The sequence below is a fragment of the Bacillus sp. VA13 genome (assembly GCF_055710085.1).
The window spans coordinates 341,243-366,775 of sequence record NZ_JBVQPP010000004.1 but is presented as its reverse complement, the minus strand read 5'-3'; the positions used below and the strand labels follow the sequence as shown (position 1 = coordinate 366,775).

Genomic DNA, 25,533 nt, shown 5'->3' with positions numbered 1-25,533 from the left:
GATATGAGGAGTGATTTTTATATGGCGATGAACCTCAGGCAGAACCAAGCGCCCCTTTACATCAAAGTGAATGAAAAAGATAACACGGCGATTATTGTTAATGACGGAGGACTGCCAAAGGGCACTGTTTTTTCATGCGGGCTTGTACTTGAAGAGGATGTCCCTCAAGGCCATAAGGTGGCCTTAACCGACCTGAATCAAGGAGATGAAATCGTGCGTTACGGGGAGGTGATCGGATTTGCCGATGAGACGATCAAACGCGGGAGCTGGATAAGGGAAGCCCTCGTAAGAATGCCCGCTCCTCCGGCTTTAGACGATCTTCCTCTCGCAAACAGAGTGCCCAAATCGCTGCCGCCTCTTGAAGGCTACACGTTTGAAGGGTATCGAAATGCGGACGGTAGTGCGGGGACGAAAAATATCCTCGGTATCACCACAAGTGTTCAATGTGTCGTTGGCGTTTTGGATTATGCAGTCAAACGGATAAAAGAAGAGCTGCTGCCGAAATATCCAAATGTCGATGATGTTGTACCACTGCATCATCAATACGGATGCGGTGTGGCGATCAATGCGCCGGATGCTGTCATTCCGATCCGCACGATTCAAAATCTGGCGAAGCATCCGAACTTTGGCGGGGAAGTGATGGTGATCGGATTAGGATGTGAAAAGCTCCTCCCGACAAGAATTGCCTCTGAGAATCAGGATGACACTCTATCACTTCAGGATCACCAAGGTTTTGCGGCAATGATTCAATCCATTTTGGAAATGGCGGAGGAACGGTTAATCAGGTTGAACAGCAGAACCCGTGTGACCTGCCCTGTTTCTGATCTTGTCATTGGTCTGCAATGCGGCGGCAGTGATGCGTTTTCAGGCGTGACGGCAAACCCTGCGGTGGGGTATGCAGCTGATTTATTGGTTCGCGCAGGTGCGACGGTTTTATTTTCTGAAGTGACAGAGGTGCGGGATGCGATTCATTTATTAACGCCGCGGGCTGTGAGTGAAGAGGTCGGACATTCGCTGATCGAAGAGATGAAGTGGTATGACAGCTATCTCCGGCGGGGGGAAGCGGACCGAAGCGCGAACCCGTCACCAGGCAATAAAAAAGGCGGGTTATCCAATGTGGTGGAAAAAGCGTTAGGCTCGGTAGCGAAATCAGGCACAAGCCCCATCTCCGGCGTGCTCGGCCCAGGTGAAAAGGCGGAGCAAAAAGGCCTGCTGTTCGCGGCGACACCGGCAAGCGATTTCGTGTGCGGTACCCTTCAGCTGGCGGCAGGCATGAATCTGCAGGTTTTTACGACAGGAAGGGGAACACCGTACGGCCTGGCCGCTGCCCCGGTACTGAAAGTATCGACACGGCATTCATTATCAGAGCATTGGGCGGATTTAATCGATATTAATGCCGGGCGAATCGCGACAGGTGAGGCAAGTATTGAAGACGTAGGCTGGGAGATATTCAGGACGATTTTGGATGTGGCAAGCGGCCGCAAACAAACGTGGGCTGACCGTTGGGGCCTTCACAATGATTTGTGCTTGTTTAATCCTGCCCCAGTGACTTGATTTATTGTTCTAGCAGATTGAAATTGGAATATGATGTAAAATGATAATCAACATACAAAGAACGGAGGGGTTCCAGCACGGAGGGGTTCCAGCATGGCATTCATGAGATTCCGATTGACACGAATTCAATAGTGAGCGACTCTCGCCTGAGTGCAGAGAATCGGGATGAATCTGCCTATGTATGAGCCCTTATATTGTCAAAAAAAGAGGGAGGCGATGCTGCCCTCTTTTTTGTGCCTTCAAAACATCCCTTCACTCTATGACAGGCAGAGTATGAGAAAGGGGAAAAGAGATGACAAACCAGAACGAGAAAAAGCTTATCACTGAAATTGTCGGACTCGCACGTAACCAAGGTTTGGCGGTTCACTCCGAAAACGCGCAATTGAATGAGACTGGAATGGATTTTCAAGTTGTATTTGCCGAGGACGATACAGGTATGTCATGGGTGCTGCGAAAACCTCGGCGAAGTGATGTTGTGGATAGAGCAGCTTCAGAAGGCAGAACGCTTGCCTTTCTCCGCGCGAATCTTACAGCTGATGTGCCGGATTGGAACATTCACACACCGGAATTGATCGCTTACCCAATGTTGGAAGGAACGCCAGCCGCTGGGATTGATTTGGAACAGAAACAGTATGTATGGAATATGAATCATCAGCCGCCATCAGACGGCTTTGTTCATACACTTGCCGAGATACTGGCAGAATTACATGGCATGGATCAAACATCTGCCGGCCAATCCGGAATAGAAGTGATTATGCCAGAGAATTTCAGGAAAATGACAGCTGAATCGATGGTTGATGTAAAGAATAAGCTAGGCGTATCTAAGCAGCTGTGGGAAAGATGGCAAACGTGGATAAATGATGATGCATACTGGCCGGGTTTCTCCGCGCTGATACACGGCGATCTCCACCCGCCGCATATTTTGATTGGCCAAAACGAACATGTAACAGGTCTTCTGGATTGGACAGAAGCCAAAGTCGCCGATCCCGCAAAAGATTTTATCTTTTTTCAAATGCTGTTCGGGGAAGAGGAAACCGCCCGTTTGCTTGAATACTATGATCGAGCAGGCGGCCGCATATGGGCGAAAATGCAGGAACACATCTCAGAGATGCAGGCGGCATACCCGCTGGAAGTTGCCAAGTTTGCTCTGCAGACACAGCAGGAGGGGCACATCAAAATGGCGCTGGAAGCACTTGGCGTAAAATCGGATTAAGAATTGACTTCTTTAAATGAACCGAGTATTATAATTTTTACTAACAAAAGAACGGATCAACAATCGTGAGGAAGAGTAAGTACGCAGCAGTGTGGAGGTTCAGAGAGTCGGTGGCAGGTGTGAACCGGCCCTCCCCTGATGCCGAATGGGCTTCTGAATTGCTTTGCTGAACGGATAGTAGGCGAAGCCGGGATTCTCTCCCCGTTACCAAGAGAGGAGTATCGAAACGGATGTTTTCTGTACTGAGAGTGAACAGCTGTATAGCTGTTAATAAAGGTGGTACCGCGAGACCCTCGTCCTTTGTATAGGACGGGGGTTTTTTGTGTTTCTTAAAGGAGGTGACGGCCAATGGATGATGGCTGGTGGTGCATAACAGATCAATAGGAAAGGAGAATTCAAATGGTCATAGCAACTGATGATTTAGAGGTCGCGTGTCCTGAATGTGATAGAACAGGAGAAAGCGAAGGGAAACCTTGTCCGGCATGCGGCGGGAAGGGTGTTATTCTGACTGCTCAAGGAAATACGCTTCTGCATTTTATACAAAAGCATTTGAACAAGTAAAGGAGAAAAGCTGAGCTGAGATGAGAGTAGAAGAGCAGAGTAAGATTCACAAAGCCGCAGCAGGTACGGTTTTTTTGCTGATCGGAACGGCCTGTTTTGCGTCTAAATCGATTTGGATTAAATGGGCATATGAAAAGGGTGCTGGGCCAGGCGCGGTATTGTTATACAGGCAGCTGTTTGCTGTTCCGCTGTTTTGGCTGATTTTTTGGTTATACCGTCCTCCAATGCCAGACGGTATGAAAAAAGGAGACCGATGGAGAGCGTGTGTCGCGGGAGTGTTTTGTTTTTTTCTGTCTCCCTTGCTTGATTTTATCGGGCTGAACCATGTATCCGCAATGGTTGAACGTATATTGCTGATGAGCTATCCGTTGTTTGTATTCGGATTCACCGCGTGTCGTGACCGGAAAATGGGTTCAATTCAGGACCTTTTCGCAGTGCTGGCGGTCATGTTCGGTCTTTTCCTTGCGCTGGGTGGCTGGAATGCTGAGCTTTTTCAGATGAATAGGATTGGAGCTATATTTATTTTGTTGTCCTCGGCCGTCTATGCTGGTTTTCTTGTCCTTACCGGGCATCTCGTCCATCAAATCGGCGGCATCCGTCTCAATGCATATGGGATGACAGCAGCCGGAGCGGCCATGATGCTTTACACAGGCATAAAGGCGGCGGTCGGCATGAATACGCCAATGGCAGCATATTCGCTTGATGTGTACGGTTTGTTTGTGTTAATCGCAGTCGTCTCCACTGTGATTCCATTTGTGCTGATGCTTGAGGGCATAAAACGAATCGGGGCACTGCGAGCCGCCGCCATTTCAATGGCAGGGCCTGTCCTGACGATTTTCTTTGGAGCTTTATTTCTCGGCGAGCGGCTCCAGCTTATTCAAGCCATTGGATGTGCCGCCGTATTCATTGTCATAACGGGCATGGAATATAGAAAACTGAAATCAGGAAAAAATGAATAATTTTTGTAAAACACACACGTTTTTCAATTACAATAAGTGTAATCACGTGTGTGTTTTTTGATTTTACAAAGGTTAGGTGAGAAGATGCAGCGCATATTGCTTGTGGAGGACGACCATTCAATCAGTGAAATGGTGGATCATTATTTAACAAAAGAAGGCTTTGAGATGGTGCATGCTTTCGACGGAGAAGAAGGTATCCGGCTGTTTAAGCAGGATTCATACGATTTGATTCTCCTTGATATCATGCTCCCGAAGCTGAACGGCATGGATTTTCTGAAAATCATCCGGGAACAAAGCAATATTCCGGTTTTGATGATTTCAGCAAAAGACGGGGATGTGGACAAGGCATTGGGACTGGGGTTTGGGGCGGATGATTATATCGCCAAACCGTTTTCAATGATTGAGCTGACAGCCAGGGTAAAAGCCGCGATACGACGGGCGACGCAATATTCGGCGGAGGAACCGGCTGAGAATAAGGTGGTCCGGATTCATCAGCTTACGATAGATATAGACAATGTCTCGGTTTTGAAAAACGGAGAACCGCTTCAGCTGACGTCAACAGAATGGCAGCTGCTGTGCCTATTTGCGGCAAATCCTAAAAAAGTGTTTACGAAAGAACAAATCTACCGTTCCGTGTGGAATGAAGAGTACTTTGGCGATCAAAACATCATTAACGTACATATGCGGCGGCTTAGAGAAAAGATTGAAGATGATCCCTCTTCACCTCAATATATTAAAACGTTATGGGGCATCGGTTATAAATTAGGAGAGTTTTAGAATGGCAGTGTTATGGATGGCCGCTGTCATTGTTTTGGTGTGTCTGAATGTGATTCAATTCATGATGAAAAAGAAGCGGGACAGGAATCTGGCATACACGGCAGAACAGCTTGGCGCCATGCTCAATCGGGATTCGGCAGGGCAAATTTTGCTTCATACAGACAATCAGGCACTCAAAGACTTGCTTGTCAACATCAATCTACTCGTTGAGAATCGTCAGCAGCTCAGCGCCCAGTTTGCCAAAACAGAGCAATCCATGAAGCGGATGCTGACCAATATGTCGCACGATCTTAAAACGCCGTTAACGGTCATTCTCGGTTATATCGAAACCATTCAAAGTGACCCGGACATGCCGGACGAAGAGCGGGAAAGATTGCTGGGGAAGCTCCGCCAGAAAACAAATGAACTCATTCAGATGATCAACTCCTTTTTTGATTTGGCCAAATTAGAATCTGAAGATAAAGACATTCCAATCGCTAAAATACATATGAACGACATATGCAAACGAAATATCCTGCACTATTATGACGCTGTTCAGTCAAAAGGCTTTCAAGCTGCCATCGATATCCCGGATACGCCGGTGTATGCGCAGGCGAATGAAGAGGCACTGGACAGAATCCTGCAAAACCTATTATCCAATGCGATTCAATATGGCGCGGCCGGCAAGTTTATCGGCATGACGCTGTCCTATGATGAGACGAACATTGCCGTCACTGTATGGGATCGGGGAAAAGGGATCAGTGAAACCGATCAGCAGCGTGTGTTTGAGAGGCTGTACACACTTGAAGAATCAAGAAATAAAGCATTTCAAGGAAGCGGTCTCGGTTTAACCATCACGAAACGGCTTACAGAAAAAATGGGAGGCGCCATCTCCGTTCAAAGCAAGCCGTACGAACGGACTGCATTTACGATTACATTGAAACGAATGACATATTAACAAACGTAAGAGTTTCTTAAGATTTGAGAAATAAAAATGACAGGGCTCGCCGCTACAATAGGAAACAGGAAAAGAGAGGGAAGGAGAAACAAAGTTGGCTTATATCGTACAAACAAACGGACTGACCAAAACGTATCAGGGTAAAGAAGTTGTCTCCAATGTCAGCATGCATATTAAAAAAGGCGAAATTTATGGCTTTCTCGGCCCAAACGGAGCGGGTAAAACAACCATTATGAAAATGCTGACGAGCCTTGTCAAACCGACAAGCGGTGAAATCAGCATCCTAGGGAACAAGCTCACCCACACGTCATACGAGGTGCTGGGGAACATTGGCAGCATGATTGAATATCCGATTTTTTATGAAAACCTGTCAGCTGCAGAAAATTTAGATCTGCATTGTGAATACATGGGATACCACAATAAAAAAGCCATTCAAGAAGTGCTGGATATGGTGAATTTAAAACAAATCGACAAGAAGCCCGTCAAAACATTTTCGCTCGGGATGAAGCAGCGCCTTGGGATTGCGCGTGCGATCCTCACGAAGCCTGATCTGCTTATTTTGGATGAGCCGGTGAATGGTCTTGACCCTATCGGCATCAAAAAGATCAGGCAATTGTTTCAAGTGCTGAGCAAAGAGTACGGGATGACGCTGCTGATCTCAAGCCACTTGCTGAGTGAAATCGAACAAATTGCGGACACGATTGGCGTCATTCGGGACGGCAGGCTGCTTGAAGAAGTGTCAATGGAAGATGTAAGAGGCCAGAACACTGAATACATCGAGCTTGTCACACCGAATCAGACAAGGGCCTGCTTTGTGCTGGAGAAGGAACTGCATGTAACTAACTTTAAAATCTTAAATGAGAAAACGATTCGAATTTACGAGGCTGAAGTCTCTCAGTCTGCCATATCCAAAGCGTTGATTTTGAATGATGTAGACATTGAATCAATGAACAAAAAGTATACGTCGCTGGAGGATTATTTTATCAACTTGATCAACGGCAATAGCATCGGTGCGTAAAGGAGGAGAGACACGTTGATGAATTTGATCAGAATCGAATTAAGAAAAATGAAGATGGGCTGGTATGTCAGAGGTGCCCTCATTGCCAACTTGATCATCATGGGCTTTTTGTGGCTGATCTGCTATTCCGAAAAAGCCGAAAGCGGGGTTTCGTTCCAAAGCACGGAGGAAGCGTTTCTCATCATCGGCACTTTCGTCAGAGCGGTATTTATCGTTTTTGGCGCAGTGCTGATCGCAAAACTGGTGATTTCGGAATATAAAAACAAAACCATTCTTGTGATGTTCACGTACCCAATCAGCCGGAAAAAGCTGCTCACTGCTAAGCTCATGATCGCGGGCGGACTGACGTTTATCACGATTTTACTATCAAATATATTCATAGCCGCCGGTTTCTTTTGGCTGAACTCGATCTACCATTTCATACCGGGAGAGCTTACTTCCGAGATCATTTCTCAGCAGGCCATAAAAATGGCGGTTTTCGCTTTTGGCGCCGCTGGAACCAGTTTAGTTCCCATCTTTTTTGGGATGCGTAAACACTCGGTTCCGGCAACCATCATTTCGTCTGTAGTGATTGTTATGCTCATCAGTTCAACAAGCCCGGGTTTCTCCATTTCGTCTGTTGTTTATATCCCATTATCTTTGGCGGCTTTCGGTTTAGTTTTTTCCTATATGGCGATCAGGAACGCAGACAAGCAGGATGCGTAAACAAAGGCGCCCATTATTCATAAAAGGCCGATGCTGCCAGCACCGGCCTTTCTACTATGAATCTGTTCTTGTTTCAAGATAATGCTTCTTGCCAATCTCTTTGCTCATCATATAGAAGTGGAAGCAATATTCACCGATTGCCATGGCGATCGCGCCGAATAAAGCCGCCAATGCTACTTCACCGCCAGTCATCCCCATAGAAAGCGGCATGCCCATCAGCCAAATGACGAGAAAGGCCAGACCGAAATCAGCTAAAGTCGCAATCATATTATTCCATCTCGGCAATACATAAAGATCGCCCAGCAAATAAGAAATAACCCCTAACACAATCGTCATTAAGAGCGTATCACCAAACGTGAAACCAAAGCCCAGACCAAGCACTAGATACAACACAATAATCGTCATAATACCTTTAATCGCGAGCGCTTTCACATGTGTCATTCCAAAGTACCTCCTTCTGTGATTCGATTTGTTATGTATGATTCCTCAAATGCAGAAAGTTAAACCTTATATTGTGTTTTTACAGTCCATGTAAAGGGAGTGAATCGTTTGTATGAAAGGAGAGGTGTTCACAGTGATGCTGCTATTTATGCTTTGCGGAGGCGGCTGCAAACCTGTTGAAGAACCGGCATCATCTGCTCAATCACCTGCTTCATCTGATTCTGCAAAAAACAAAGCTTACGACATTCATGAGGGTTTTATTGACGCTGAGCGTATATTCGGAACCGAATTGTTTCAAAACATGTCAGATAAAGACGGATTAACGGACAATCTGCTGATCTCCCCATATAGCTTGCAGCAAATGCTGATAATGACTGCAAATGGAGCGGAGGGAGATACATTAAAAGAAATCAAAGCTGCTTTATATTTGTCGGGCCTTCGTGACAGCATGATAAATGAGTCATCGCTCGCGCTCATGAAAAGGTTTGAATCTTTGTCTGAAGGTGATCTGCTGACTGCCAATGCTGTATGGACAAGGCTTGAGGCAAAGCCTGGCTTTAAACAAACGATTAAACAATTCTTCTCAGGCAGTGTCTTTAAAATGGATGCCAATATTCAGACCGCAAAGAACTTGATCAATCAGTGGACGGCTCACCAAACGAAAGGGCATATTGACGACATCGCAGATCATCTTTCGCCGGAAGCTGTTTCCCTTTTGGTAAACACCGTCTATTTTCAAGAAAAGTGGGCGCTGCCGTTTGACCAGCATGTGACCGCTGAGGAGCATTTTTTTCTGCCTGACGGATCGGCCAAAAAACTGCTGATGATGAAGCAGACTGCACGCCTTGCTTATTTAGAAAATGAATTGTTCCAAGCAGTCAAGCTTCCATATGAAGATCAACAACTTTCTTTTACTTTATTTCTGCCGAAGAAAAAGCCGGCTTCTTTCATGTCTCTTTTTACAAATCAAAACATAAAAGCATGGGACAGCGCATTTCAGCCAAAAACAGTGAAGCTGAGCATGCCCCGTTTTACACTGAAAGGGCAGTATAACGTAAAACGCGCTCTTTACGATATGGGGATGAAACCCTTCTTTTCCGGTGCTGACTTTTCCAGAATGTTTACTGAAGGCCGAGGTGTTTCAATCGATGATGTAAATCACCACACATTTATCAAGGTGGATGAATCAGGAACCGAGGCTGCGGCTGCCTCGTCAGCGGAAATCGTTGAGTCCGCTCTCGCGCCAGACGCTACCTTGACGGCCGACCGCCCATTTTTCTTTGTCATCACAGATGAACAAACAAAGAGCCTTTTGTTTTTAGGTTTTGTCGCAAATCCGAATGAATAAATTTAAAAACTTCTCCTGTCCCTCCGTCATCACTTTTGAAGTCATGAAATATGATGAAAGGAGATCAAGGGGGAGGTGACGTGATGGCGGTCGTAAAAGCAACGAGTGCGGATGTCGATTTGATGGCAAGGCTGCTCAGAGCGGAAGCGGAAGGCGAAGGCAAGCAGGGGATGCTGCTTGTCGGCAACGTAGGAATTAATCGGCTGCGGGCGAATTGCTCAGATTTTAAAGGCCTCCGCACCATCAGGCAGATGATTTATCAGCCGCACGCGTTTGAGGCTGTGACTCATGGATATTTTTATCAAAGGGCGCGAGATAGTGAGCGTGCCCTTGCACGCCGGTCGATTAATGGTGAAAGGCGCTGGCCTGCAAAATTTAGTTTGTGGTACTTCAGGCCGGAGGGAGACTGTCCATCCCAGTGGTATAACCAGCCGTTTGTGGCCAGATACAAGTCACACTGTTTTTATCAGCCGACGGCTGAAACGTGTGAAAATGTATATAACACATTTTAGAGACAGGACGCCGTTCAAATTGAACGGTGTTTTTCTTTGAAAAGAGATGCAATGAAAAATATTCCTGTGAGATAATCTTAGAAAAAAGAGCTGACGGAGATGACAGAATGGCAACAATCGACCTGCAAAAGAAAAGCGTAAAGATCGTACTGGAGAAAAAGCAATTAACGAAGGTGACGGCTCGTGTCGGCCTGGTGCTTGATATTACGGGTTCAATGAGAACGCTCTACAAAAACGGAACGGTTCAAAACGTGGTGGAGCGGATTTTGGCTGTGGCTGATCAATTTGATGACAACGGCTTGCTGGATATATGGGTGTATGATAACGAATTCTCCCGATTAAAGCCAGTTTCTGAAAAAGATTTTTCGGGCTATGTCGATCGTGAAATTTTGAATAATGACCGCTTGCATAAATTCGGCAGAAATGATGAGCCGCCGGTCATGAAAGACGTGCTGCGTAAATATATTGTGGAGGAACCGAGCTCATATCCCGCTTTCGTCGTTTTTATCAATGACGGAGGCTGTAAAAAGTCGATCAAACCGATCATTAGAGCTTCCTCTGATAAACCGGTGTTTTGGCAGTTTGTCGGCGTTGGAAACGGAAACTTCGATTTTCTCAATAAACTGGATACGTTAGAAGGACGTGCTGTTGATAACACGAGCTTCCTGCATATCGAAGAGATTGACCGCATTTCTGATGATGAGCTTTATGACGCTCTGCTAACTGAATTTCCATTTTGGCTAAAAGAAGCGAAGGAAAAAGGGATTGTAAGAGAACAAGAGCCTCCTGCTGAAAAGCCGAAAAAGAAGGGCTTTTTCAGCAGATTATTTTCGAAATAACTGATACGGCACTGAGTCATTCTGCGAAATGGCTCGGTGTTTTTGTTTTTTTAAGATCGTGTGAAGAAAAATAGTCCGAATGGGCGGCTTGCAAACGACAGGATATGCAGAAAACGCGCCATTTAGCCAGCTTTCGGCACGTTTCAGCGTCAGGCTTATGAGTGAAGACCTGTTTCTGATGTTCAGCGCTTACAATCGGTTCACACTTCTTCACAGCCATTTAACAATGATTTTCTATAATGGAGGCGATCAATGAGAAGAGAGGGGATCTTGAATGGCATACGACAGTCGTTTTGATGAATGGGTACAGAAACTGAAAGAGGAAAGCTTTCAAAACAATACGTTTGACCGCCGCAAATTTATTCAAGGAGCGGGGAAGATTGCAGGACTTTCTCTTGGACTGACCATTGCTCAGTCAGTTGGTGCATTTGAAGTAAATGCCGCGCCTAAGTTCTCGAGCTATCCGTTTACGTTAGGGGTTGCGTCTGGAGATCCGCTTTCTGACAGTGTCGTGCTGTGGACGCGCTTGGCACCAGATCCGCTGAACGGCGGGGGAATGCCGAATCAGGCGGTGCCTGTCAAATGGGAAGTCGCAAAGGATGAGCATTTCCGCAAGATTGTGAGAAAGGGCACTGAAATGGCCAAACCTAATCTCGCTCACTCAGTTCACGTGGAAGCGGACGGGCTTGAGCCGAACAAAGTGTACTATTACCGTTTCAAAACCGGACATGAACTAAGCCCTGTCGGAAAAACAAAAACGCTGCCTGCCCCTGGCGCCAATGTGCCGCAAATGACCTTTGGATTCGCTTCCTGCCAGCAATATGAGCATGGATATTATACGGCCTACAAACATATGGCGAAGGAAAAGCTTGATCTTGTCTTCCATCTCGGTGATTACATATATGAATACGGTCCAAATGAATATGTATCAAAAACAGGCAATGTCCGCACGCACAACAGCGCAGAAATCATTACGCTGCAAGACTATCGGAACCGACATGCCCAATACCGTTCTGACGCCAATCTAAAAGCTGCACATGCGGCGTTCCCTTGGGTTGTGACGTGGGATGACCATGAAGTCGAAAACAACTATGCCAATAAAATACCGGAAAAAGGACAATCGATTGAAGCATTTGTACTCCGCCGCGCGGCTGCTTACCAGGCGTACTATGAACATATGCCGCTCCGCATCTCCTCTCTGCCGAATGGTCCGGATATGCAGCTGTACCGGCACTTTACGTATGGGAACCTGGCGTCCTTCAATGTCCTTGATACACGCCAGTACAGGGACGACCAAGCCAATAACGACGGCAATAAGCCACCTTCTGATGAATCGCGCAATCCAAATCGGACCCTGTTAGGAAAAGAACAGGAACAGTGGCTTTTCAGCAATTTGAGCAACTCGACAGCCCACTGGAATGTGCTGGCACAGCAGATTTTCTTTGCGAAGTGGAATTTCGGGACAAGCGCAAGCCCGATCTACAGCATGGATTCGTGGGACGGCTACCCTGCTCAGCGCGAACGGGTTGTCAATTTCATTAAAAGTAAAAATCTGAATAACGTTGTCGTGCTGACAGGAGATGTACACGCAAGCTGGGCATCGAATTTGCATGTCGACTTTGAGAAGACAAGTTCAAAAATTTTCGGGGCTGAATTTGTCGGCACCTCGATCACTTCTGGAGGAAACGGCGCGGATAAGCGGGCGGATACAGACCAAATTTTAAAGGAAAATCCGCATATCAAGTTCTTTAACGATTATCGCGGATATGTCCGCTGTACAGTGACGCCTCACCAGTGGAAAGCCGATTACCGGGTGATGCCGTTTGTGACAGAGCCGGGCGCAGCCATTTCAACACGGGCTTCATTCGTTTACCAAAAGGACCAAACTGGACTGAGAAAGGTATCATCCACAACGATCCAAGGCGGGGTGAAGCAATCCGATGAGGTCGAAGAGGATCGTTTCTTTGCACACAACAAAGCCCACGAAAAACAAATGATTAAGAAACGGGCAAAAATCACGAATTAAGGAGTGAAAAAACATGTTTTCAAACATTGGTATACCGGGCTTGATTCTGATCTTTGTCATCGCCCTCATTATTTTTGGCCCTTCAAAGCTGCCGGAAATCGGGCGTGCCGCCGGACGGACCCTGCTTGAATTTAAAAGCGCCACAAAATCACTAGTGTCTGGTGATGAAAAAGAAGAAAAATCAGCTGAGCTGACAGCGGTAAAGCAGGACAAAAACGCGGGCTGAGTGCTGATGAGGCAGACACCGGGTCTGCCTCTTTTTTATGAAAGGGAGGGCTTTTTTGAATGGATAAAAAAGAAACTCATTTGATCGGGCATTTAGAAGAGCTTCGCCGCCGGATTATCGTGACTCTCGCGGCATTTCTTCTATTTCTCATCACGGCTTTTTTGTTCGTGCAGGACATTTATGACTGGCTGATCAGGGATTTGGACGGAAAGCTGGCTGTGCTTGGCCCGAGTGAAATCCTCTGGGTGTATATGATGCTTGCCGGCATTTGTGCCATTGCGGCTTCCATCCCTGTTGCCGCGTACCAGTTGTGGCGTTTCGTTGCCCCGGCGCTCACGAAAACGGAGCGCAAGGTGACGCTCATGTACATACCCGGGTTATTTGCATTGTTTTTGGCGGGTATCTCTTTCGGATACTTTGTCTTGTTTCCGATCGTGCTCAGCTTTTTGACTCATTTGTCTTCCGGCCATTTTGAAACAATGTTTACGGCTGACCGATATTTCAGGTTTATGGTGAATTTGAGCCTGCCGTTTGGCTTTCTGTTTGAAATGCCTTTAGTGGTGATGTTTTTAACAAGGCTGGGTGTCCTAAATCCCTATCGGCTGGCCAAAGCGAGAAAGCTGTCCTATTTTTTGCTGATCGTCGTGTCTGTATTGATTACACCGCCTGATTTCATTTCTGATTTTCTCGTCATGATCCCGCTGCTTGTCCTGTTTGAAGTAAGTGTCACCCTATCGGCGTTTGTCTACAAAAAGAGACTGACAAGCGAAACGGCGGCCGCTTAGTGCAGCGTACCGCCCGGTGACTTCAAATCCTCATCATATTGTGCGGCCGTAACAGCGGCGATTCTCAATGCTCGGACAATCGTGTCCAGGCTGAGGCTCGGCGCTGTTTTGTCGATTGTTTGCTCTGGAATGAAAGGGATATGAATAAACCCGCCGCGAATGTGCGGGGATGTCCGGCTAATGTGATCCATTAACCCGTAGAACAAATAGTTGCATACAAATGTACCCGCTGTATAAGAAACCGCAGCTGGAATCCCGTTTTCCTTCATCTTCGCAGTCATTCGTTTCACGGGAAGTCCCGTCCAGTAAGCGGCGGGCCCTCTTGGAGAAATCTCTTCATCAATCGGCTGATGTCCTTCATTATCGGGGATGCGCGCGTCTGCAAGATTGATTGCCACCCGTTCCGGGGTGATCTGCATCCGCCCTCCGGCTTGGCCGACACAGATCACGATATCCGGCTGATGCTTCTGAATGGCTTTCCGCAGCGTGTCCAGAGCGGTTCTAAAGACAGTGGGAATTTGTTCTGCTGTGATGATTGCTTCATCCGTCTCTAAGCCATTCAGCTGTTTCGCCGCTTCCCATGACGGATTGACGGTTTCTTTGTCAAAAGGGTCAAAGCCTGTGATCAGCACTTTTTTTCTCATCTTCCCATCTCCTTTTTACTTTTATTCTATTGTTTATTCTTGGGTTTTTCATCAAAATAATGAAAAGGAGTGAATCACAATGGAGCATTTGCCGCAGAAGTATCGCCAGCTATTCCCAACCGTGCAGACACATACGATGCTTGCCAGCTGTTCTCAGAGCGCGTTGGCAGAGCCTGTATCAAGGGCGATCAAAGACTATCATGACAGCCTGCTGCATATGGGGACGAACTGGCATGAAGCAATCGAAAAAACAGAGAGTGCGAGAAATGAGTTTGCAAAGCTGATAGGGGCTGAACCGGATGAAATTGCGATTGTGCCGTCAGTTTCTGATGCGCTGGTTTCCGCAGCATCGTCCTTATCTGTTTTTGGAAAGAAGCATGTTGTGTATACAGAGATGGATTTTCCGTCGGTATCTCATGTTTGGCAGGCACAATCCGATTATACCGTATCCGTCATTCCATCAATAGACGGTGAGCTGCCGCTCGAACAATATGAAACATATATTATGGATGAAACAGTGCTGACATGTGTTCCGCACGTTCACTATCGTGACGGCTTTGTTCAGGATGTAAAAGCAATCGCTGAGATTACTCAGAGAAAGGGTTCTTTGTTATTTGTGGATGCTTATCAATCAGCGGGGCACATTCCCATTGATGTAAAAGCGTGGGGTGTTGATATGCTGGCGGCAGGCACCCGAAAGTATTTGCTTGGCATACCGGGAATGGCGTTTCTTTATGTGAGAAAGGAGCTGGCGGATGCACTGAAGCCGAAAACATCAGCTTGGTTCGGCTGGGAGAGCGGGTTTGAAGCGGCTTATGCGAAAGGCGCGCGCCGATTTCAAACAGGCACTCCTGCTTTTATCAGCGTATACGCAGCGGCAGCGGCTTTATCACTGCTGAATCATATCGGGGTTTCTCATATCCGGGATCATGTGAAAACGATCTGTGCCGATGCATGTCAATATGCTGCTGAAAAAGGCCTGCAGCTGGCGGCGGCACCATCGGGAGAGCAGCCGGGCATGGTTGCGATCCGGGATGAGCGGGCATTGGAAACAGCGGCGCTGCTGAAGAAGAAAAAAGTGATTTGCGCGCCGCGGGACGCTGTCATCCGTCTCGCTCCTCATTTTTATAACACGAAGGATGAATTGCGTCATGCGATTGATGAAATCGCGGCAAAAACGATCCACATGTAAACATAAAAAAGCCCCTGATTTGAAGATCAGGGGTTTTTCATATTAATGATCGACTTTAACACGCTTCAAAAAGAACGCGCCAATTAGTCCGATAACAGCAACAATCATTGCAAACACAAACGCGTGCTGCACGCCCGCTGTCAAAGCCTGCGGGATGACTGCCGGATCGGCAGGGTTTTTGACTGTGCTCATATAATCATGCTGGCCTGCAGCCATAATGCTGACCGCAACCGCTGTTCCGATAGCGCCCGCCATTTGCTGCAGTGTGTTCATGATGGCGGTGCCGTCTGGATAAAACTCGCGAGGCAGCTGGTTTAAACCATTTGTCTGCGCAGGCATCATAATCATAGAGATCCCGATCATCAAGCAGGTGTGCAGGATGATAATCAGCACAGCCGTAGAAGTGGTCGTGATGTTTGAGAAGAGCCAAAGGACAACAGTAACAATCACAAATCCCGGAATAACAAGCCATTTCGGTCCGTATTTGTCGAACAGACGGCCTGTAACGGGGGACATAAATCCGTTTAAAATGCCGCCCGGCAAGAGAATAAGACCAGAAGCAAATGCCGTCAGGACTAAGCCGCCTTGCAGATACATCGGCAGAAGCAGCATAGATGACAGGATGACCATCATGCAAATGAACACCATAATAACACCCAAAATAAACATCGGGTATTTGAACGCACGCAGGTTCATCATCGGCTGCTTCATCGTCAGCTGGCGGATTGAAAATAGGATAAGACCGACAACCCCGACAATCAGTGAGACGATCACAGTCGGACTGGACCATCCGCCGGAGCCTTCACCCGCGTTGCTGAATCCGAACACAATGCCGCCAAAGCCAATCGTCGACAGAATGATAGATAATACATCGATTTTCGGCTTTGTAATGTCAGATACATTTTGCATGTATGCCATACCGAAAACAAGTGCCAGCACAAGGAACGGAAGAGAGATCCAGAAAATCCAGTGCCAGTTGAGATGCTCCAGAACCAACCCGGAGAATGTCGGGCCGATGGCGGGCGCGAACATAATGACAAGCCCGATCGTTCCCATCGCCGCGCCCCGTTTATGAGGCGGGAAAATCACCAAGATCGTATTAAACATCAGAGGCAGTAAAAGACCCGTTCCGAGTGCTTGAACGACCCTCGCTGCTAATAAAAACGGGAAGCTCGGCGCAAGCGCCGCAATCAAGGTGCCTAAAATTGAAAAGATAAGTGACACGGTAAAAAGCTGTCTTGTTGTGAACCACTGCAATAGCAGTCCTGATACAGGAACGAGGATACCGAGCACAAGCAGGTAGCCCGTCGTTAACCATTGAACGGTTGCTGCTGTAATGTTCAATTCCTTCATAAGATCGGTTAAAGCGATATTCAGCGCTGTTTCACTGAACATGCCGATAAAACCGGCCAACAGCAAGGAAATCATAATCGGCATCACTTTGTATTGCTGAGATGCTTTAGCTGCTGTTTCCAAAAATCATTTCCCCTCTCTATTCGAACGTAAGTATGTCTTATTTTTATCTCTTCAGCAGGTCAGGAATGCAGTTGGAGATATGAAGGAGCGGTGTGCTGTTTTTTGCCGTCAAAGATAAAAGAATACCGCCTTCAATCATGGCGTTAATCACAGTGCTGACTTCCTTAGCATGGCTCTCGCTGCAGCCTGCAAGCCGCAGTTTTTCCTCATACACAGAGGCCCACTCTTTGTAGGCTTCATGGCAGGCTTCCCGCAACGGTTCGCTTTCCAATGACGTCTCAGCCGCAAGCAAGCCGACAGGCATGCCTTCAATGTCTTCCGTACATGAAAATTGGCAGGAGAGCTCCTTCAAAAAGGCTTGAATGCCTTCCGCTGGATCGGTACAGGCTTCCATGCAGTCCGTGATTTTCTGCCGGATATATTCCTTCATCTCATTCACCGCTTCGATCGCCAGCTGTTCTTTACCGCCGGGAAAGTGGTAATAAAGAGAGCCTTTAGGCGCGCCGCTTTCCTTAATAATCTGGTTCAGCCCCGTGCCGTAATATCCCTGCAGCTGAAATAGCCTGGTTGCAGCTGAAAGGATTTTCTCACGGGAATCTCCATAACTCATAACATTCCCACCTTACTGAATTGCAATCAAAATATAGTGACTGGTCTATTATCTTGATTCGACCATCAATTGTCAAGAAAAATTCGTTGTATGAAAAGACAAAAAAAGTATATTACAACGAAAAAAGCCGAGAGAAAAGCTAACGCACATTTTGACTGAATAAATAAAATGTTCGATCATTAGACATCATAAGGATGTAAGGAGAGAAACAGATGAAAAAACAAAGACTGCTCGTACTCACTCTTTTTACCGCACTATTATTTCTTGCCTTTACCGGATGCTCACAATCTCCTGAAACAAAAGAATCCTCGATAGAAAAGTTGCAGACACAAAAAGTCTCTTCGGCTTCCGTCTCTGAGAAAAAGGATCTGCCAAACATTAAAATTTTAGCGACAGGAGGCACGATTGCAGGGGCCGATAAATCGAAAACCTCAACTACTGAATATAAAGCAGGTGTCGTCGGCGTTGAATCACTGATCGAGGCAGTTCCGGAGATGAAGGACATTGCGAACGTCAGCGGCGAGCAGATTGTCAACGTCGGCAGCACAAACATTGATAATAAAATATTGCTGAAGCTGGCGAAACGCATAAACAAATTGCTCGCTTCAGATGATGTAGACGGAATCATCGTGACCCATGGAACCGACACATTGGAAGAAACAGCTTATTTTTTGAACCTCACTGTGAAAAGCGATAAGCCGGTAGTTGTCGTCGGTTCTATGAGACCGTCCACAGCCATCAGCGCTGATGGGCCGTCTAACTTGTACAATGCAGTTAAAGTGGCAAGCGCACCTGGGGCAAAAGGAAAAGGAGCGCTCGTCGTTCTTAACGACCGCATTGCATCAGCCCGCTATGTTACCAAAACAAACACAACCGCAACGGATACATTTAAATCAGAAGAAATGGGATACGTCGGAACGATTGCTGATGATATTTATTTTAATAATGAAATCACCCTCAAGCATACGAAGGATACAGAATTCTCAGTTTCTCATCTTAATCAGCTGCCGCAAGTAGACATTATCTACGGGTACCAAAATGACGGAAGCTACCTGTTTGACGCGGCTGTGAAAGCCGGAGCAAAAGGGATTGTGTACGCTGGTTCAGGAAACGGGTCTTTATCTGACGCAGCCGAAAAAGGAGCGGTCAGCGCAGCTAAAAAAGGCGTCACTGTGGTGCGCTCAACCCGTACGGGAAATGGTGTCGTGACACCAAACCAAGACTATGCGGAAAAAGATTTGCTGGCATCGAACTCTTTAAACCCCCAAAAAGCACGGATATTGCTGATGCTTGCGCTCACCAAAACAGACAATCCTCAAAAAATCCAAGCTTATTTCAATGAGTATTAAAGAAAAGAAGGCGAAAAGGCCTTCTTTTTTTAGGTATTTCAGGCTCAAAAGACAGCAAAATTTCCTCTGAACCTTAAAATCTCTTTAAAAATAAGCCAAAATTACCCTTTACTTAATTAATTTGGTAACGTAATATAATTGAAGAATTTGTTACAAAAAAAGGAGGATATTATGAAATTTGTAAAAAGTAAGTTCATTGCACTTGTAACAATTTTGTTGCTGTCAGTCACATCGCTGTTTGCGATGCAGCCGTCAGCAAAAGCTGCTGAACACAACCCAGTTGTTATGGTTCACGGTATTGGAGGAGCGTCATACAATTTTGCGGGAATTAAGAGCTATCTCGTATCTCAGGGCTGGTCGCGGGACAAGCTGTATGCAGTTGATTTTTGGGACAAGACAGGCACGAATTATAACAATGGTCCGGTATTATCACGATTTGTGCAAAAGGTTTTAGATGAAACAGGTGCGAAAAAAGTGGACATTGTCGCTCACAGCATGGGTGGCGCGAACACACTTTACTACATAAAAAATCTGGACGGCGGAAATAAAATTGAAAACGTCGTAACGCTTGGCGGAGCGAACCGTTTGGTGACAAGCAAGGCGCTTCCAGGTACAGATCCAAATCAAAAGATTTTATACACATCCGTTTACAGCAGTGCCGATATGATTGTCATGAATTATTTATCAAGATTAGACGGTGCTAAAAACGTTCAAATTCATGGTGTTGGGCACATCGGTTTATTGATGAACAGCCAAGTCAACAGCCTGATTAAAGAAGGATTGAACGGCGGAGGCCAAAATACGAACTAACGAGAAACATAACCTTGAAGAATTCTATTCTTCAAGGTTATTCTGCTTTCAGCACAATTGTTTTCGCAGCCATATCATGAACGGCTTGTTTTTTCTTCGTAAATGCGGCTGTCAAATAGATCAAACGAGAGAACACGTGCACCCACGCTATCATGTAACGGACAATGGCCTGTGGGAGGGATATTTTTTCGTATGTTTCGTCTCTCACGATTTGCAGCCCGATGATTTTTTTGCCCAGTGTACCTCTCCAATTTGTCAGTGGCATCAGCAAAGGATACACAAGCAGCATCAATATGGCCACAATAATGACGCCGGCGGACCCGTCACCCAACGTAAATCCGGCTGCGAAAATTACTGCTGCGGCAATGATCACATCAAGTACTAGAGCGCAAGCGCGCAGCATAAAACCAGCTAGTTCCAACATATACACTCCTTAAAATTTTAGATAAATACCTAATAATTGTAAAAAAGAAGGGCCTTAAGTGGGAATAGGTTATAAGCCTTAAATCACAAAAGTTGGTGAAAATGTCATAGGCAAATTGGCATAATCAGCCAGCTTACCATATTACCAAATTCTTTTTTAGCCCGAAACCAAGCCCTCAGAAGTTATTTTTGTTAAAATAGAAAAGTTACAACAGAATTCGGAGGGTTTATTGTGGGAAAAGTGAAACGAAATGCCCCTTGCCCATGCGGCAGCGGCAAGAAATATAAAAAATGCTGCGGAAGCAAAGTTGTCGACTTCCCGACAGAACTAGCGGCAAAAGAAGCAAAACAAATTCAGGAAGACTTAGTGGAGTATGCCTTCACAGTACATAGAGAAAGCATTTCAAGCTTTATCAACCAGCATGATTTTCTTTCTGCTATGGACAGACAGACGAAAGACATCAGCGTATTTAACTTAGGGATCTGGGGAATCTTCTTCCATCCGCTTGCTGGTGAAAAGACAATCTTCGAAGAGTACCTTCAGAAAAAAGGCGATTCGATCACTCGTCCGAAAACGCGTGAGATCGTTGAATCATGGAAAAGCATGACGCCTGCTTTATTGTTGCTGCAAGACCTGAAGGAAGGTGTCATTCACTTTGAGGATGTTATTACGACAAAACAATTCGAAGTGGAAATGGACGCCAACAATCAAGACCTCCCGCCAGTGGGAAGCCTGATTCTCGGATATCCAATCCACGAAGCAGAAAAAGCAGAATTCTTCATGCAGTTCACGATCTTCCCGGTGAAGAGAACGGAAGCGCTGATCAGCAAGGTGAAGAAATATGCGGATGCCGCTGTGAAGAATGGCAAAACGCCGGAAGACTTCATGAAGCAGGAATTCAACAACGTTCTGTTCGCGCTGTTAGCGGAGAAAGATGAAGAGCCGCAAGCAGAGGCAGCGGAAGAAAGCAGTATTGAGTGGGCAAACGACATGGAGAAAGAAACAGCTGCGGCTATCGAAGAAGGCATGAGCGGAGATGAGTATCCGACTGAATTGATTCCGGCTGTCATTGACATCTGGAAAACATTCTGTGAGAAAAAATCACCTGTCATCAGAAAGCCGGAAGCTTTTGCGGCGGCAGTTGAATATTATGTGAATGCGATTTCTCTTAACGGCGCGTCCGTTTCTCAAGCCAAACTGGCGAAAAAATACGGCGTAAGCGCATCAACGATTTCCAGCCGTTACAAAGAAATTGAAAGCACGCTGCAAGACGAAGCAGATCGTTTTGCACAAGCACTATCCTCATAATGAAAAAAACCTTGAAAAGCCGGGCTTTTCAAGGTTTTTTTATTTCTGAAACGGAATTTTGATTTCTAACCGGAAGACGGGGTCGCGGTAGGTAAAATCCAGCCTTCCAAAAGCGCTCTTCACCAGTTTTTGAATAATATACGTGCCCATGCCTTCATGAGCGCCGCTTTTTGTTGAACGGCCAAACGATTGATACAGTGTATCGAGCACTTTTGGGTCCATGCCGGGCGTGCTGTTTTCACAAATCAGCACATAAAGCCCGCTGCGCAGCGAAGTTTCCAGCTTAATCTCCGCTTTTTCTCGGGCCTCAGCCGCGCTGTCGAGCGCATTTTCTAATATGTTGCCGACCAAGCTGACCTGATCAGCGGGTGAAAACGGAAGTGAAGAAAGCGGTGTATGCATATGCAGCGAAACCTTCACATCTGAAGTATGTGCTTTTTCAAGAAAATCATAAAGCACTCCTGCAACGTACGCATTCTCTCCCTTCAAAAAACGGTCATATTGACTGTACTGATCCGCCCAGTTTTGAATATATGCTTGTGTATCTGCCTTTGACTGTGCTGAATGGATCACTGTTATATGCTTCATTGTATCGTGATTCCGGCTTCTAACGTCCATCAGCATTCGATTGGCGTGCTGTTCAGCTTGAGCCAGCTTATCAATTTGATCAGAGAGCCTTGCCTGCAAGGCAGACTGTCCGATACGGAGCCGTTCACACGCTGCAAATATCAAGATCGCAAACAATGCCGGCAGTATGTCAGAGCCAACCAGCACCGCCGCCGCTGATATCACTTGAATCACGGCAATCCATGCACAAAGCTGGAGGGAACAGCGGTCCCACACCCGCTTCGTCTTCCATAGGTACAGCCCTGCTGCTGCCGCGCCTAAAGCAGCGGCCAGCAAAGAGACAGCTGTACTGTGCCAAAGAGCAGCAGCCCCCTGATAAAATATGAAACTAAATAAAAACAGACAAAGACATTGAAAAAGGGTAATCACGTTCCGAACTCCTCAAAAATAGTAGTTTTGAAAAAAATCAAGCTGCTGCTTGGTGATCATCGCTTTTTTAGGCGTTCCCTCAAAGGAAACCGTAAACGAATGCTTTGTATAAGCGGAAAAATGCTTTATGTAATGAATGTTGATAATAAAGGAACGGTGCGAACGGAGAAAATCCTTCTCAGGCAGGTCGCCTTTAATATCATTTAATGTTTGATACGTCTGCACCTCTTCGGCGGTTGTCACAATCGTCGTCGAACGTCCCGTCCGTTCTGCGAAAATGATATCCTTCTTTTGCAGCACGTGCATTTCAGATTTTTGCTTAATCAATATCCGCCCATTCAAACTCGTTTCCGTTTTCTTTCTCAAATAACGGTCGAAGGCAGCGTTCAGCCGGTCGGCATGGTACGGCTTCATAATATAATCATGGACATTCAGGTCAAAGGCGTGAACGGCATATCCGCCGTTGCCGGTGACGAAAATCACGTCCACATCAAGCGAATGGGATCTGATCAAATCAGCAAGCTCGTAACCAGACATATGAGGCATCTCGATATCGGCAAGCAGCAGATCAATGTCACCGTTCTTCACCCGGCTGTAGGCTTCCTCCGCTGAATCGGTGGAAAAGACAATTTCGACATCCTGCATTCTGGACACGATCGCTTCCAATTTCTCTAAATCTACTCGATAATCATCGACAAGTCCGACTTTTACCATTATCATTCCCCTAGTTACATAGAATCATCTTTATTCTATCCCATTTCGCGACATAAAAAGAATTCTTCGCGACAACTTTATCCAACAAATCCAGCATTTCGTATATAGTCATTACTAGAAATAACGAAAAGGGAGATTGTGACATGATTACACTGACCGATTGCAGCCGCAGGTTTCATGATAAGAAAAAAGTAGTCAAAGCTGTGCGAGATGTAAGCTTAACAATTCAAAAAGGAGAAGTCGTCGGCATTCTCGGAGAAAATGGTGCCGGCAAAACCACGATGCTTAGAATGATTGCTGCCTTGCTTGAACCGTCAGAGGGCGCAATCAGAGTTGCCGGCTTTGACACGGTCAAGCAGCCGGCTGAGGTCAAAAAAAGAATCGGCGTCTTATTCGGAGGAGAAACCGGGCTTTACGACAGGATGACCGCTAAAGAAAATCTGCAATATTTCGGCCGGCTGTATGGGCTAAACCGCCACGAGATCAAAGCAAGAATAGAAGATTTATCGAAACGGTTCGGGATGCGCGATTATATGAACCGGAGAGTGGGCGGGTTTTCGAAAGGCATGAGGCAGAAAGTCGCCATTGCCAGAGCGCTGATTCACGATCCGGACATCATTTTATTTGATGAGCCGACAACTGGGCTTGATATTACGTCAAGCAACATCTTCCGCGAATTCATCCAGCAGCTGAAAAGAGAACAAAAAACGATTCTTTTCTCCAGCCACATTATGGAGGAAGTGCAGGCGCTCTGTGACAGTGTCATCATGATTCACAGCGGAGAGGTGATTTACCGAGGGGCGCTTGAATCACTATACGAGAGCGAGCGCAGTGAGGATTTGAATTACATCTTTATGTCTAAGCTTGTCAGGGGGATTTCTTAAATGCTGAGCCATATTTATAAAAAAGAAATGATCGACGCTTTGCGAGACAGAAAAACGATATTACTCACAATCTTAGTGCCGATGATTATGATGCTTGGGCTTGTATTCTTTTATGAAAGCATGCTGTCCGACAAAGGGGAGCAGTACACGCTGGCAGTCGGCCATTCGCTGCCGCCCGCACTGGAAAGCAAGCTTAATGGGATTGACGAAATCAGCGTAAAAACATTTGCAAAGCCTGAAGAGGCAGTTGATGAAGGAAAAGCAGATGCCTATCTGAACGTCCCGAAAGAGTTCGACTCATATGTCAACAGCATGACACCTTTTAAGGTTGATGTTTACGGCAATTCAATCGATCAAGGGTCATCAAATGCTATGCAGCTTGTGCAGTCTGCCTTAGATCAGTACAAAAATAAAATTGTGCAGGAACGTTTAACAAATAAGCACATTGATCAATCGGTAATCCAGCCGTTTACGATTCAGCAAAAGGAAGCGGCTGAGGAGAAAGGGGCCTCCGCTATTATGCTTTCTGCCATTCTGCCCATGCTGATTCTGACATCCATTGTTTCCGGCGCAATGCCGATTGCTCTTGATATCATGGCCGGGGAAAAGGACCGGAAATCAATCGAGGCGCTGCTGTTGACGCCAGTCAGCAGAAACAAAGTGCTGGTCGGCAAGTGGCTTGCGGTTTCTACTTTTGGAGTTGCTTCGGGTGTATTGGCTTTGGTGTTTTTGATTTTGTCCACCGTGTTATTTACCGAGAATTTAAAAACGGCCTTCCAGCTGGGAGATCATATGTGGAGTGTAATCGGCGCTTCAGCCTTAATCATCGTGCTTTCTGCATTGCTGATCTCTGCGATGGAGCTTTTCATCAGCATTATTTCCAGCTCGGTAAAAGAAGCGCAAAGTTATATGTCTTTCATCGTCTTTCTGCCTATGCTCCCGATGTTTTTCATCCTCAGCAAGGCACCGAATCAATTTGACTTTTCGTACTTTCTCATCCCGTTTTTGAACCTGCATGCGTTATTTAAACAGCTTTTATTCGGGATGGTTGAGCCGGCTGCCATTTTGTACACGTCAGGAACCATCGCCGTGCTCATCGCCATTTTCTTTTTACTGGCCAGAGCCTGTTTCTTGAAAGACAAATGGGTCCTGCCAAAATAAACTTGCAAAAGGAGAAATACACTTTCTCCTTTTTGTATATCCTGAAAAAAGAAGGAAAATAGAA

28 protein-coding genes, 1 pseudogene and 1 other annotated feature are annotated in these 25,533 nt (G+C 46.2%); of the genes and pseudogenes, 21 read left to right on the top strand and 8 right to left on the bottom strand.

The genetic code is table 11. The features are described from left to right. The first annotated feature begins 21 nt into the window (after nt 1–21). From garD to AC0C66_RS17085, 8 genes are all read left to right on the top strand, one after another. Complete coding sequence (gene garD / locus AC0C66_RS17120; RefSeq protein ID WP_461845795.1) at nt 22–1,554, top strand: galactarate dehydratase; 1,533 nt, start codon at nt 22–24, stop codon at nt 1,552–1,554. 292 nt (nt 1,555–1,846) lie between these two features. Continuing rightward, complete coding sequence (mphK, locus tag AC0C66_RS17115) at nt 1,847–2,767, top strand: macrolide 2'-phosphotransferase MphK (RefSeq protein WP_014112521.1); 921 nt, start codon at nt 1,847–1,849, stop codon at nt 2,765–2,767. Between the two features lie 56 nt (nt 2,768–2,823). After that, nucleotides 2,824–3,071: a binding site (T-box leader), on the top strand. A gap of 95 nt (nt 3,072–3,166) precedes the next feature. Further along, nucleotides 3,167–3,328 (top strand): tryptophan RNA-binding attenuator protein inhibitory protein, encoded by a 162-nt coding sequence (locus AC0C66_RS17110; protein WP_014112522.1) that lies wholly within the window; start codon nt 3,167–3,169, stop codon nt 3,326–3,328. A 20-nt stretch (nt 3,329–3,348) separates the two neighbouring features. Beyond that, nucleotides 3,349–4,287, top strand: a complete 939-nt coding sequence (locus AC0C66_RS17105; protein WP_461845796.1) for a DMT family transporter — start codon at nt 3,349–3,351, stop codon at nt 4,285–4,287. Between the two features lie 96 nt (nt 4,288–4,383). Then, the gene (ycbL, locus tag AC0C66_RS17100; protein WP_080490499.1) at nt 4,384–5,064 is read left to right on the top strand and encodes a two-component system response regulator YcbL; all 681 of its coding nucleotides are present in this window, start codon (nt 4,384–4,386) and stop codon (nt 5,062–5,064) included. 1 nt (nt 5,065) lies between these two features. Next, complete coding sequence (locus tag AC0C66_RS17095) at nt 5,066–6,001, top strand: HAMP domain-containing histidine kinase (protein WP_079288234.1); 936 nt, start codon at nt 5,066–5,068, stop codon at nt 5,999–6,001. Between the two features lie 94 nt (nt 6,002–6,095). Next, the gene (locus tag AC0C66_RS17090; protein ID WP_014112526.1) at nt 6,096–7,019 is read left to right on the top strand and encodes an ABC transporter ATP-binding protein; all 924 of its coding nucleotides are present in this window, start codon (nt 6,096–6,098) and stop codon (nt 7,017–7,019) included. Nucleotides 7,020–7,037: 18 nt separating this feature from the next. After that, on the top strand, nt 7,038–7,724 hold the full coding sequence (locus AC0C66_RS17085; protein WP_080010112.1) for an ABC transporter permease: 687 nt from the start codon (nt 7,038–7,040) through the stop codon (nt 7,722–7,724). A gap of 20 nt (nt 7,725–7,744) precedes the next feature. On the opposite strand, the pseudogene AC0C66_RS17080 reads toward AC0C66_RS17085, so the two are convergent. Both AC0C66_RS17080 and AC0C66_RS17075 read right to left on the bottom strand, forming a co-directional pair. Then, nucleotides 7,745–7,807 (bottom strand): annotated as a pseudogene (locus AC0C66_RS17080) (hypothetical protein); the annotation flags it as partial. Then, a complete protein-coding gene (locus AC0C66_RS17075; protein ID WP_014112528.1) occupies nt 7,779–8,165 on the bottom strand; it encodes a YndM family protein in 387 nt (128 codons plus the stop codon). The gene AC0C66_RS17075 and the pseudogene AC0C66_RS17080, both read right to left, overlap by 29 nt. 112 nt (nt 8,166–8,277) lie before the next feature. On the opposite strand from AC0C66_RS17075, the gene AC0C66_RS17070 reads away from it, so the two are divergent. The 7 genes from AC0C66_RS17070 to tatC all read left to right on the top strand — a co-directional run bounded on the left by AC0C66_RS17070 (nt 8,278) and on the right by tatC (nt 13,901). Continuing rightward, nucleotides 8,278–9,513, top strand: coding sequence for a serpin family protein (locus AC0C66_RS17070; RefSeq protein WP_461845797.1), 1,236 nt, complete (start codon nt 8,278–8,280; stop codon nt 9,511–9,513). An 83-nt stretch (nt 9,514–9,596) separates the two neighbouring features. Next, nucleotides 9,597–10,025, top strand: a complete 429-nt coding sequence (gene cwlJ / locus AC0C66_RS17065) for a cell wall hydrolase CwlJ (RefSeq protein WP_014112530.1) — start codon at nt 9,597–9,599, stop codon at nt 10,023–10,025. Between the two features lie 107 nt (nt 10,026–10,132). Continuing rightward, nucleotides 10,133–10,864: a vWA domain-containing protein gene (locus AC0C66_RS17060; RefSeq protein ID WP_072181595.1), complete on the top strand. Its 732-nt coding sequence runs from the start codon at nt 10,133–10,135 to the stop codon at nt 10,862–10,864. A 79-nt stretch (nt 10,865–10,943) separates the two neighbouring features. Further along, nucleotides 10,944–11,120, top strand: a complete 177-nt coding sequence (locus AC0C66_RS17055; RefSeq protein ID WP_072181596.1) for a hypothetical protein — start codon at nt 10,944–10,946, stop codon at nt 11,118–11,120. A gap of 18 nt (nt 11,121–11,138) precedes the next feature. Continuing rightward, nucleotides 11,139–12,890 (top strand): alkaline phosphatase PhoD, encoded by a 1,752-nt coding sequence (phoD, locus tag AC0C66_RS17050; RefSeq protein ID WP_461845798.1) that lies wholly within the window; start codon nt 11,139–11,141, stop codon nt 12,888–12,890. 13 nt (nt 12,891–12,903) lie between these two features. Continuing rightward, a complete protein-coding gene (tatAD, locus tag AC0C66_RS17045; protein ID WP_003223835.1) occupies nt 12,904–13,116 on the top strand; it encodes a sec-independent protein translocase protein TatAD in 213 nt (70 codons plus the stop codon). A 59-nt stretch (nt 13,117–13,175) separates the two neighbouring features. Further along, a complete protein-coding gene (tatC, locus tag AC0C66_RS17040) occupies nt 13,176–13,901 on the top strand; it encodes a twin-arginine translocase subunit TatC (protein WP_014112534.1) in 726 nt (241 codons plus the stop codon). On the opposite strand, the gene pcp is transcribed toward tatC, so the two are convergent. After that, nucleotides 13,898–14,545, bottom strand: coding sequence for a pyroglutamyl-peptidase I (gene pcp, locus AC0C66_RS17035; protein ID WP_014112535.1), 648 nt, complete (start codon nt 14,543–14,545; stop codon nt 13,898–13,900). The genes tatC and pcp overlap by 4 nt on opposite strands. 79 nt (nt 14,546–14,624) lie before the next feature. Between pcp and AC0C66_RS17030 the strand changes: the two genes are divergently transcribed. After that, a complete protein-coding gene (locus tag AC0C66_RS17030) occupies nt 14,625–15,737 on the top strand; it encodes an aminotransferase class V-fold PLP-dependent enzyme (RefSeq protein ID WP_326201786.1) in 1,113 nt (370 codons plus the stop codon). Between the two features lie 42 nt (nt 15,738–15,779). Here the strand turns inward: AC0C66_RS17030 and lmr(B) are convergent, their stop codons facing one another. Together lmr(B) and lmrA are read right to left on the bottom strand one after the other, a co-directional pair. After that, a complete protein-coding gene (gene lmr(B) / locus AC0C66_RS17025; RefSeq protein ID WP_014112537.1) occupies nt 15,780–17,213 on the bottom strand; it encodes a lincomycin efflux MFS transporter Lmr(B) in 1,434 nt (477 codons plus the stop codon). Between the two features lie 43 nt (nt 17,214–17,256). Next, nucleotides 17,257–17,823: a transcriptional regulator LmrA gene (gene lmrA, locus AC0C66_RS17020; protein ID WP_087987904.1), complete on the bottom strand. Its 567-nt coding sequence runs from the start codon at nt 17,821–17,823 to the stop codon at nt 17,257–17,259. 212 nt (nt 17,824–18,035) lie between these two features. Between lmrA and AC0C66_RS17015 the strand changes: the two genes are divergently transcribed. Beyond that, on the top strand, nt 18,036–19,172 hold the full coding sequence (locus tag AC0C66_RS17015; RefSeq protein ID WP_461845799.1) for a type II asparaginase: 1,137 nt from the start codon (nt 18,036–18,038) through the stop codon (nt 19,170–19,172). 171 nt (nt 19,173–19,343) lie between these two features. After that, nucleotides 19,344–19,982: an esterase/lipase family protein gene (locus AC0C66_RS17010; RefSeq protein ID WP_014112540.1), complete on the top strand. Its 639-nt coding sequence runs from the start codon at nt 19,344–19,346 to the stop codon at nt 19,980–19,982. A gap of 37 nt (nt 19,983–20,019) precedes the next feature. Here AC0C66_RS17010 and AC0C66_RS17005 read toward each other — a convergent pair whose 3' ends face one another. Then, complete coding sequence (locus tag AC0C66_RS17005) at nt 20,020–20,403, bottom strand: RDD family protein (RefSeq protein ID WP_041520850.1); 384 nt, start codon at nt 20,401–20,403, stop codon at nt 20,020–20,022. A 234-nt stretch (nt 20,404–20,637) separates the two neighbouring features. Here AC0C66_RS17005 and AC0C66_RS17000 point away from each other — a divergent pair, with 234 nt between their 5' ends. Continuing rightward, nucleotides 20,638–21,714: a helix-turn-helix domain-containing protein gene (locus AC0C66_RS17000; RefSeq protein ID WP_072182363.1), complete on the top strand. Its 1,077-nt coding sequence runs from the start codon at nt 20,638–20,640 to the stop codon at nt 21,712–21,714. 39 nt (nt 21,715–21,753) lie between these two features. Here AC0C66_RS17000 and AC0C66_RS16995 read toward each other — a convergent pair whose 3' ends face one another. Both AC0C66_RS16995 and natR read right to left on the bottom strand, forming a co-directional pair. Continuing rightward, nucleotides 21,754–22,710, bottom strand: a complete 957-nt coding sequence (locus tag AC0C66_RS16995) for a sensor histidine kinase (RefSeq protein ID WP_088680136.1) — start codon at nt 22,708–22,710, stop codon at nt 21,754–21,756. A 12-nt stretch (nt 22,711–22,722) separates the two neighbouring features. Then, complete coding sequence (gene natR, locus AC0C66_RS16990; RefSeq protein WP_072182365.1) at nt 22,723–23,424, bottom strand: two-component system response regulator NatR; 702 nt, start codon at nt 23,422–23,424, stop codon at nt 22,723–22,725. Between the two features lie 143 nt (nt 23,425–23,567). Between natR and natA the strand changes: the two genes are divergently transcribed. Both natA and natB read left to right on the top strand, forming a co-directional pair. Then, nucleotides 23,568–24,308, top strand: a complete 741-nt coding sequence (natA, locus tag AC0C66_RS16985) for a sodium ABC transporter ATP-binding protein NatA (RefSeq protein WP_014112545.1) — start codon at nt 23,568–23,570, stop codon at nt 24,306–24,308. Then, nucleotides 24,309–25,469 carry a sodium ABC transporter permease NatB gene (gene natB, locus AC0C66_RS16980; protein ID WP_472973640.1) on the top strand — a complete coding sequence of 387 codons (1,161 nt, stop codon included), beginning with the start codon at nt 24,309–24,311 and terminating at the stop codon, nt 25,467–25,469. Nucleotides 25,470–25,533 lie beyond the last annotated feature (64 nt).

What these genes read in the sequence shown, in the direction of transcription:
- garD (WP_461845795.1), top strand. Translation starts at nt 22, where the DNA reads ATGGCGATGAACCTCAGGCAGAACCAAGCGCCCCTTTACATCAAAGTG.
- mphK (WP_014112521.1), top strand. Translation starts at nt 1,847, where the DNA reads ATGACAAACCAGAACGAGAAAAAGCTTATCACTGAAATTGTCGGACTC.
- AC0C66_RS17110 (WP_014112522.1), top strand. Translation starts at nt 3,167, where the DNA reads ATGGTCATAGCAACTGATGATTTAGAGGTCGCGTGTCCTGAATGTGAT.
- AC0C66_RS17105 (WP_461845796.1), top strand. Translation starts at nt 3,349, where the DNA reads ATGAGAGTAGAAGAGCAGAGTAAGATTCACAAAGCCGCAGCAGGTACG.
- AC0C66_RS17095 (WP_079288234.1), top strand. Translation starts at nt 5,066, where the DNA reads ATGGCAGTGTTATGGATGGCCGCTGTCATTGTTTTGGTGTGTCTGAAT.
- AC0C66_RS17085 (WP_080010112.1), top strand. Translation starts at nt 7,038, where the DNA reads ATGAATTTGATCAGAATCGAATTAAGAAAAATGAAGATGGGCTGGTAT.
- AC0C66_RS17075 (WP_014112528.1), bottom strand. Translation starts at nt 8,165, where the DNA reads ATGACACATGTGAAAGCGCTCGCGATTAAAGGTATTATGACGATTATT.
- AC0C66_RS17070 (WP_461845797.1), top strand. Translation starts at nt 8,278, where the DNA reads ATGAAAGGAGAGGTGTTCACAGTGATGCTGCTATTTATGCTTTGCGGA.
- cwlJ (WP_014112530.1), top strand. Translation starts at nt 9,597, where the DNA reads ATGGCGGTCGTAAAAGCAACGAGTGCGGATGTCGATTTGATGGCAAGG.
- AC0C66_RS17060 (WP_072181595.1), top strand. Translation starts at nt 10,133, where the DNA reads ATGGCAACAATCGACCTGCAAAAGAAAAGCGTAAAGATCGTACTGGAG.
- AC0C66_RS17055 (WP_072181596.1), top strand. Translation starts at nt 10,944, where the DNA reads ATGGGCGGCTTGCAAACGACAGGATATGCAGAAAACGCGCCATTTAGC.
- phoD (WP_461845798.1), top strand. Translation starts at nt 11,139, where the DNA reads ATGGCATACGACAGTCGTTTTGATGAATGGGTACAGAAACTGAAAGAG.
- tatAD (WP_003223835.1), top strand. Translation starts at nt 12,904, where the DNA reads ATGTTTTCAAACATTGGTATACCGGGCTTGATTCTGATCTTTGTCATC.
- tatC (WP_014112534.1), top strand. Translation starts at nt 13,176, where the DNA reads ATGGATAAAAAAGAAACTCATTTGATCGGGCATTTAGAAGAGCTTCGC.
- pcp (WP_014112535.1), bottom strand. Translation starts at nt 14,545, where the DNA reads ATGAGAAAAAAAGTGCTGATCACAGGCTTTGACCCTTTTGACAAAGAA.
- AC0C66_RS17030 (WP_326201786.1), top strand. Translation starts at nt 14,625, where the DNA reads ATGGAGCATTTGCCGCAGAAGTATCGCCAGCTATTCCCAACCGTGCAG.
- lmrA (WP_087987904.1), bottom strand. Translation starts at nt 17,823, where the DNA reads ATGAGTTATGGAGATTCCCGTGAGAAAATCCTTTCAGCTGCAACCAGG.
- AC0C66_RS17015 (WP_461845799.1), top strand. Translation starts at nt 18,036, where the DNA reads ATGAAAAAACAAAGACTGCTCGTACTCACTCTTTTTACCGCACTATTA.
- AC0C66_RS17010 (WP_014112540.1), top strand. Translation starts at nt 19,344, where the DNA reads ATGAAATTTGTAAAAAGTAAGTTCATTGCACTTGTAACAATTTTGTTG.
- natR (WP_072182365.1), bottom strand. Translation starts at nt 23,424, where the DNA reads ATGGTAAAAGTCGGACTTGTCGATGATTATCGAGTAGATTTAGAGAAA.
- natA (WP_014112545.1), top strand. Translation starts at nt 23,568, where the DNA reads ATGATTACACTGACCGATTGCAGCCGCAGGTTTCATGATAAGAAAAAA.
- natB (WP_472973640.1), top strand. Translation starts at nt 24,309, where the DNA reads ATGCTGAGCCATATTTATAAAAAAGAAATGATCGACGCTTTGCGAGAC.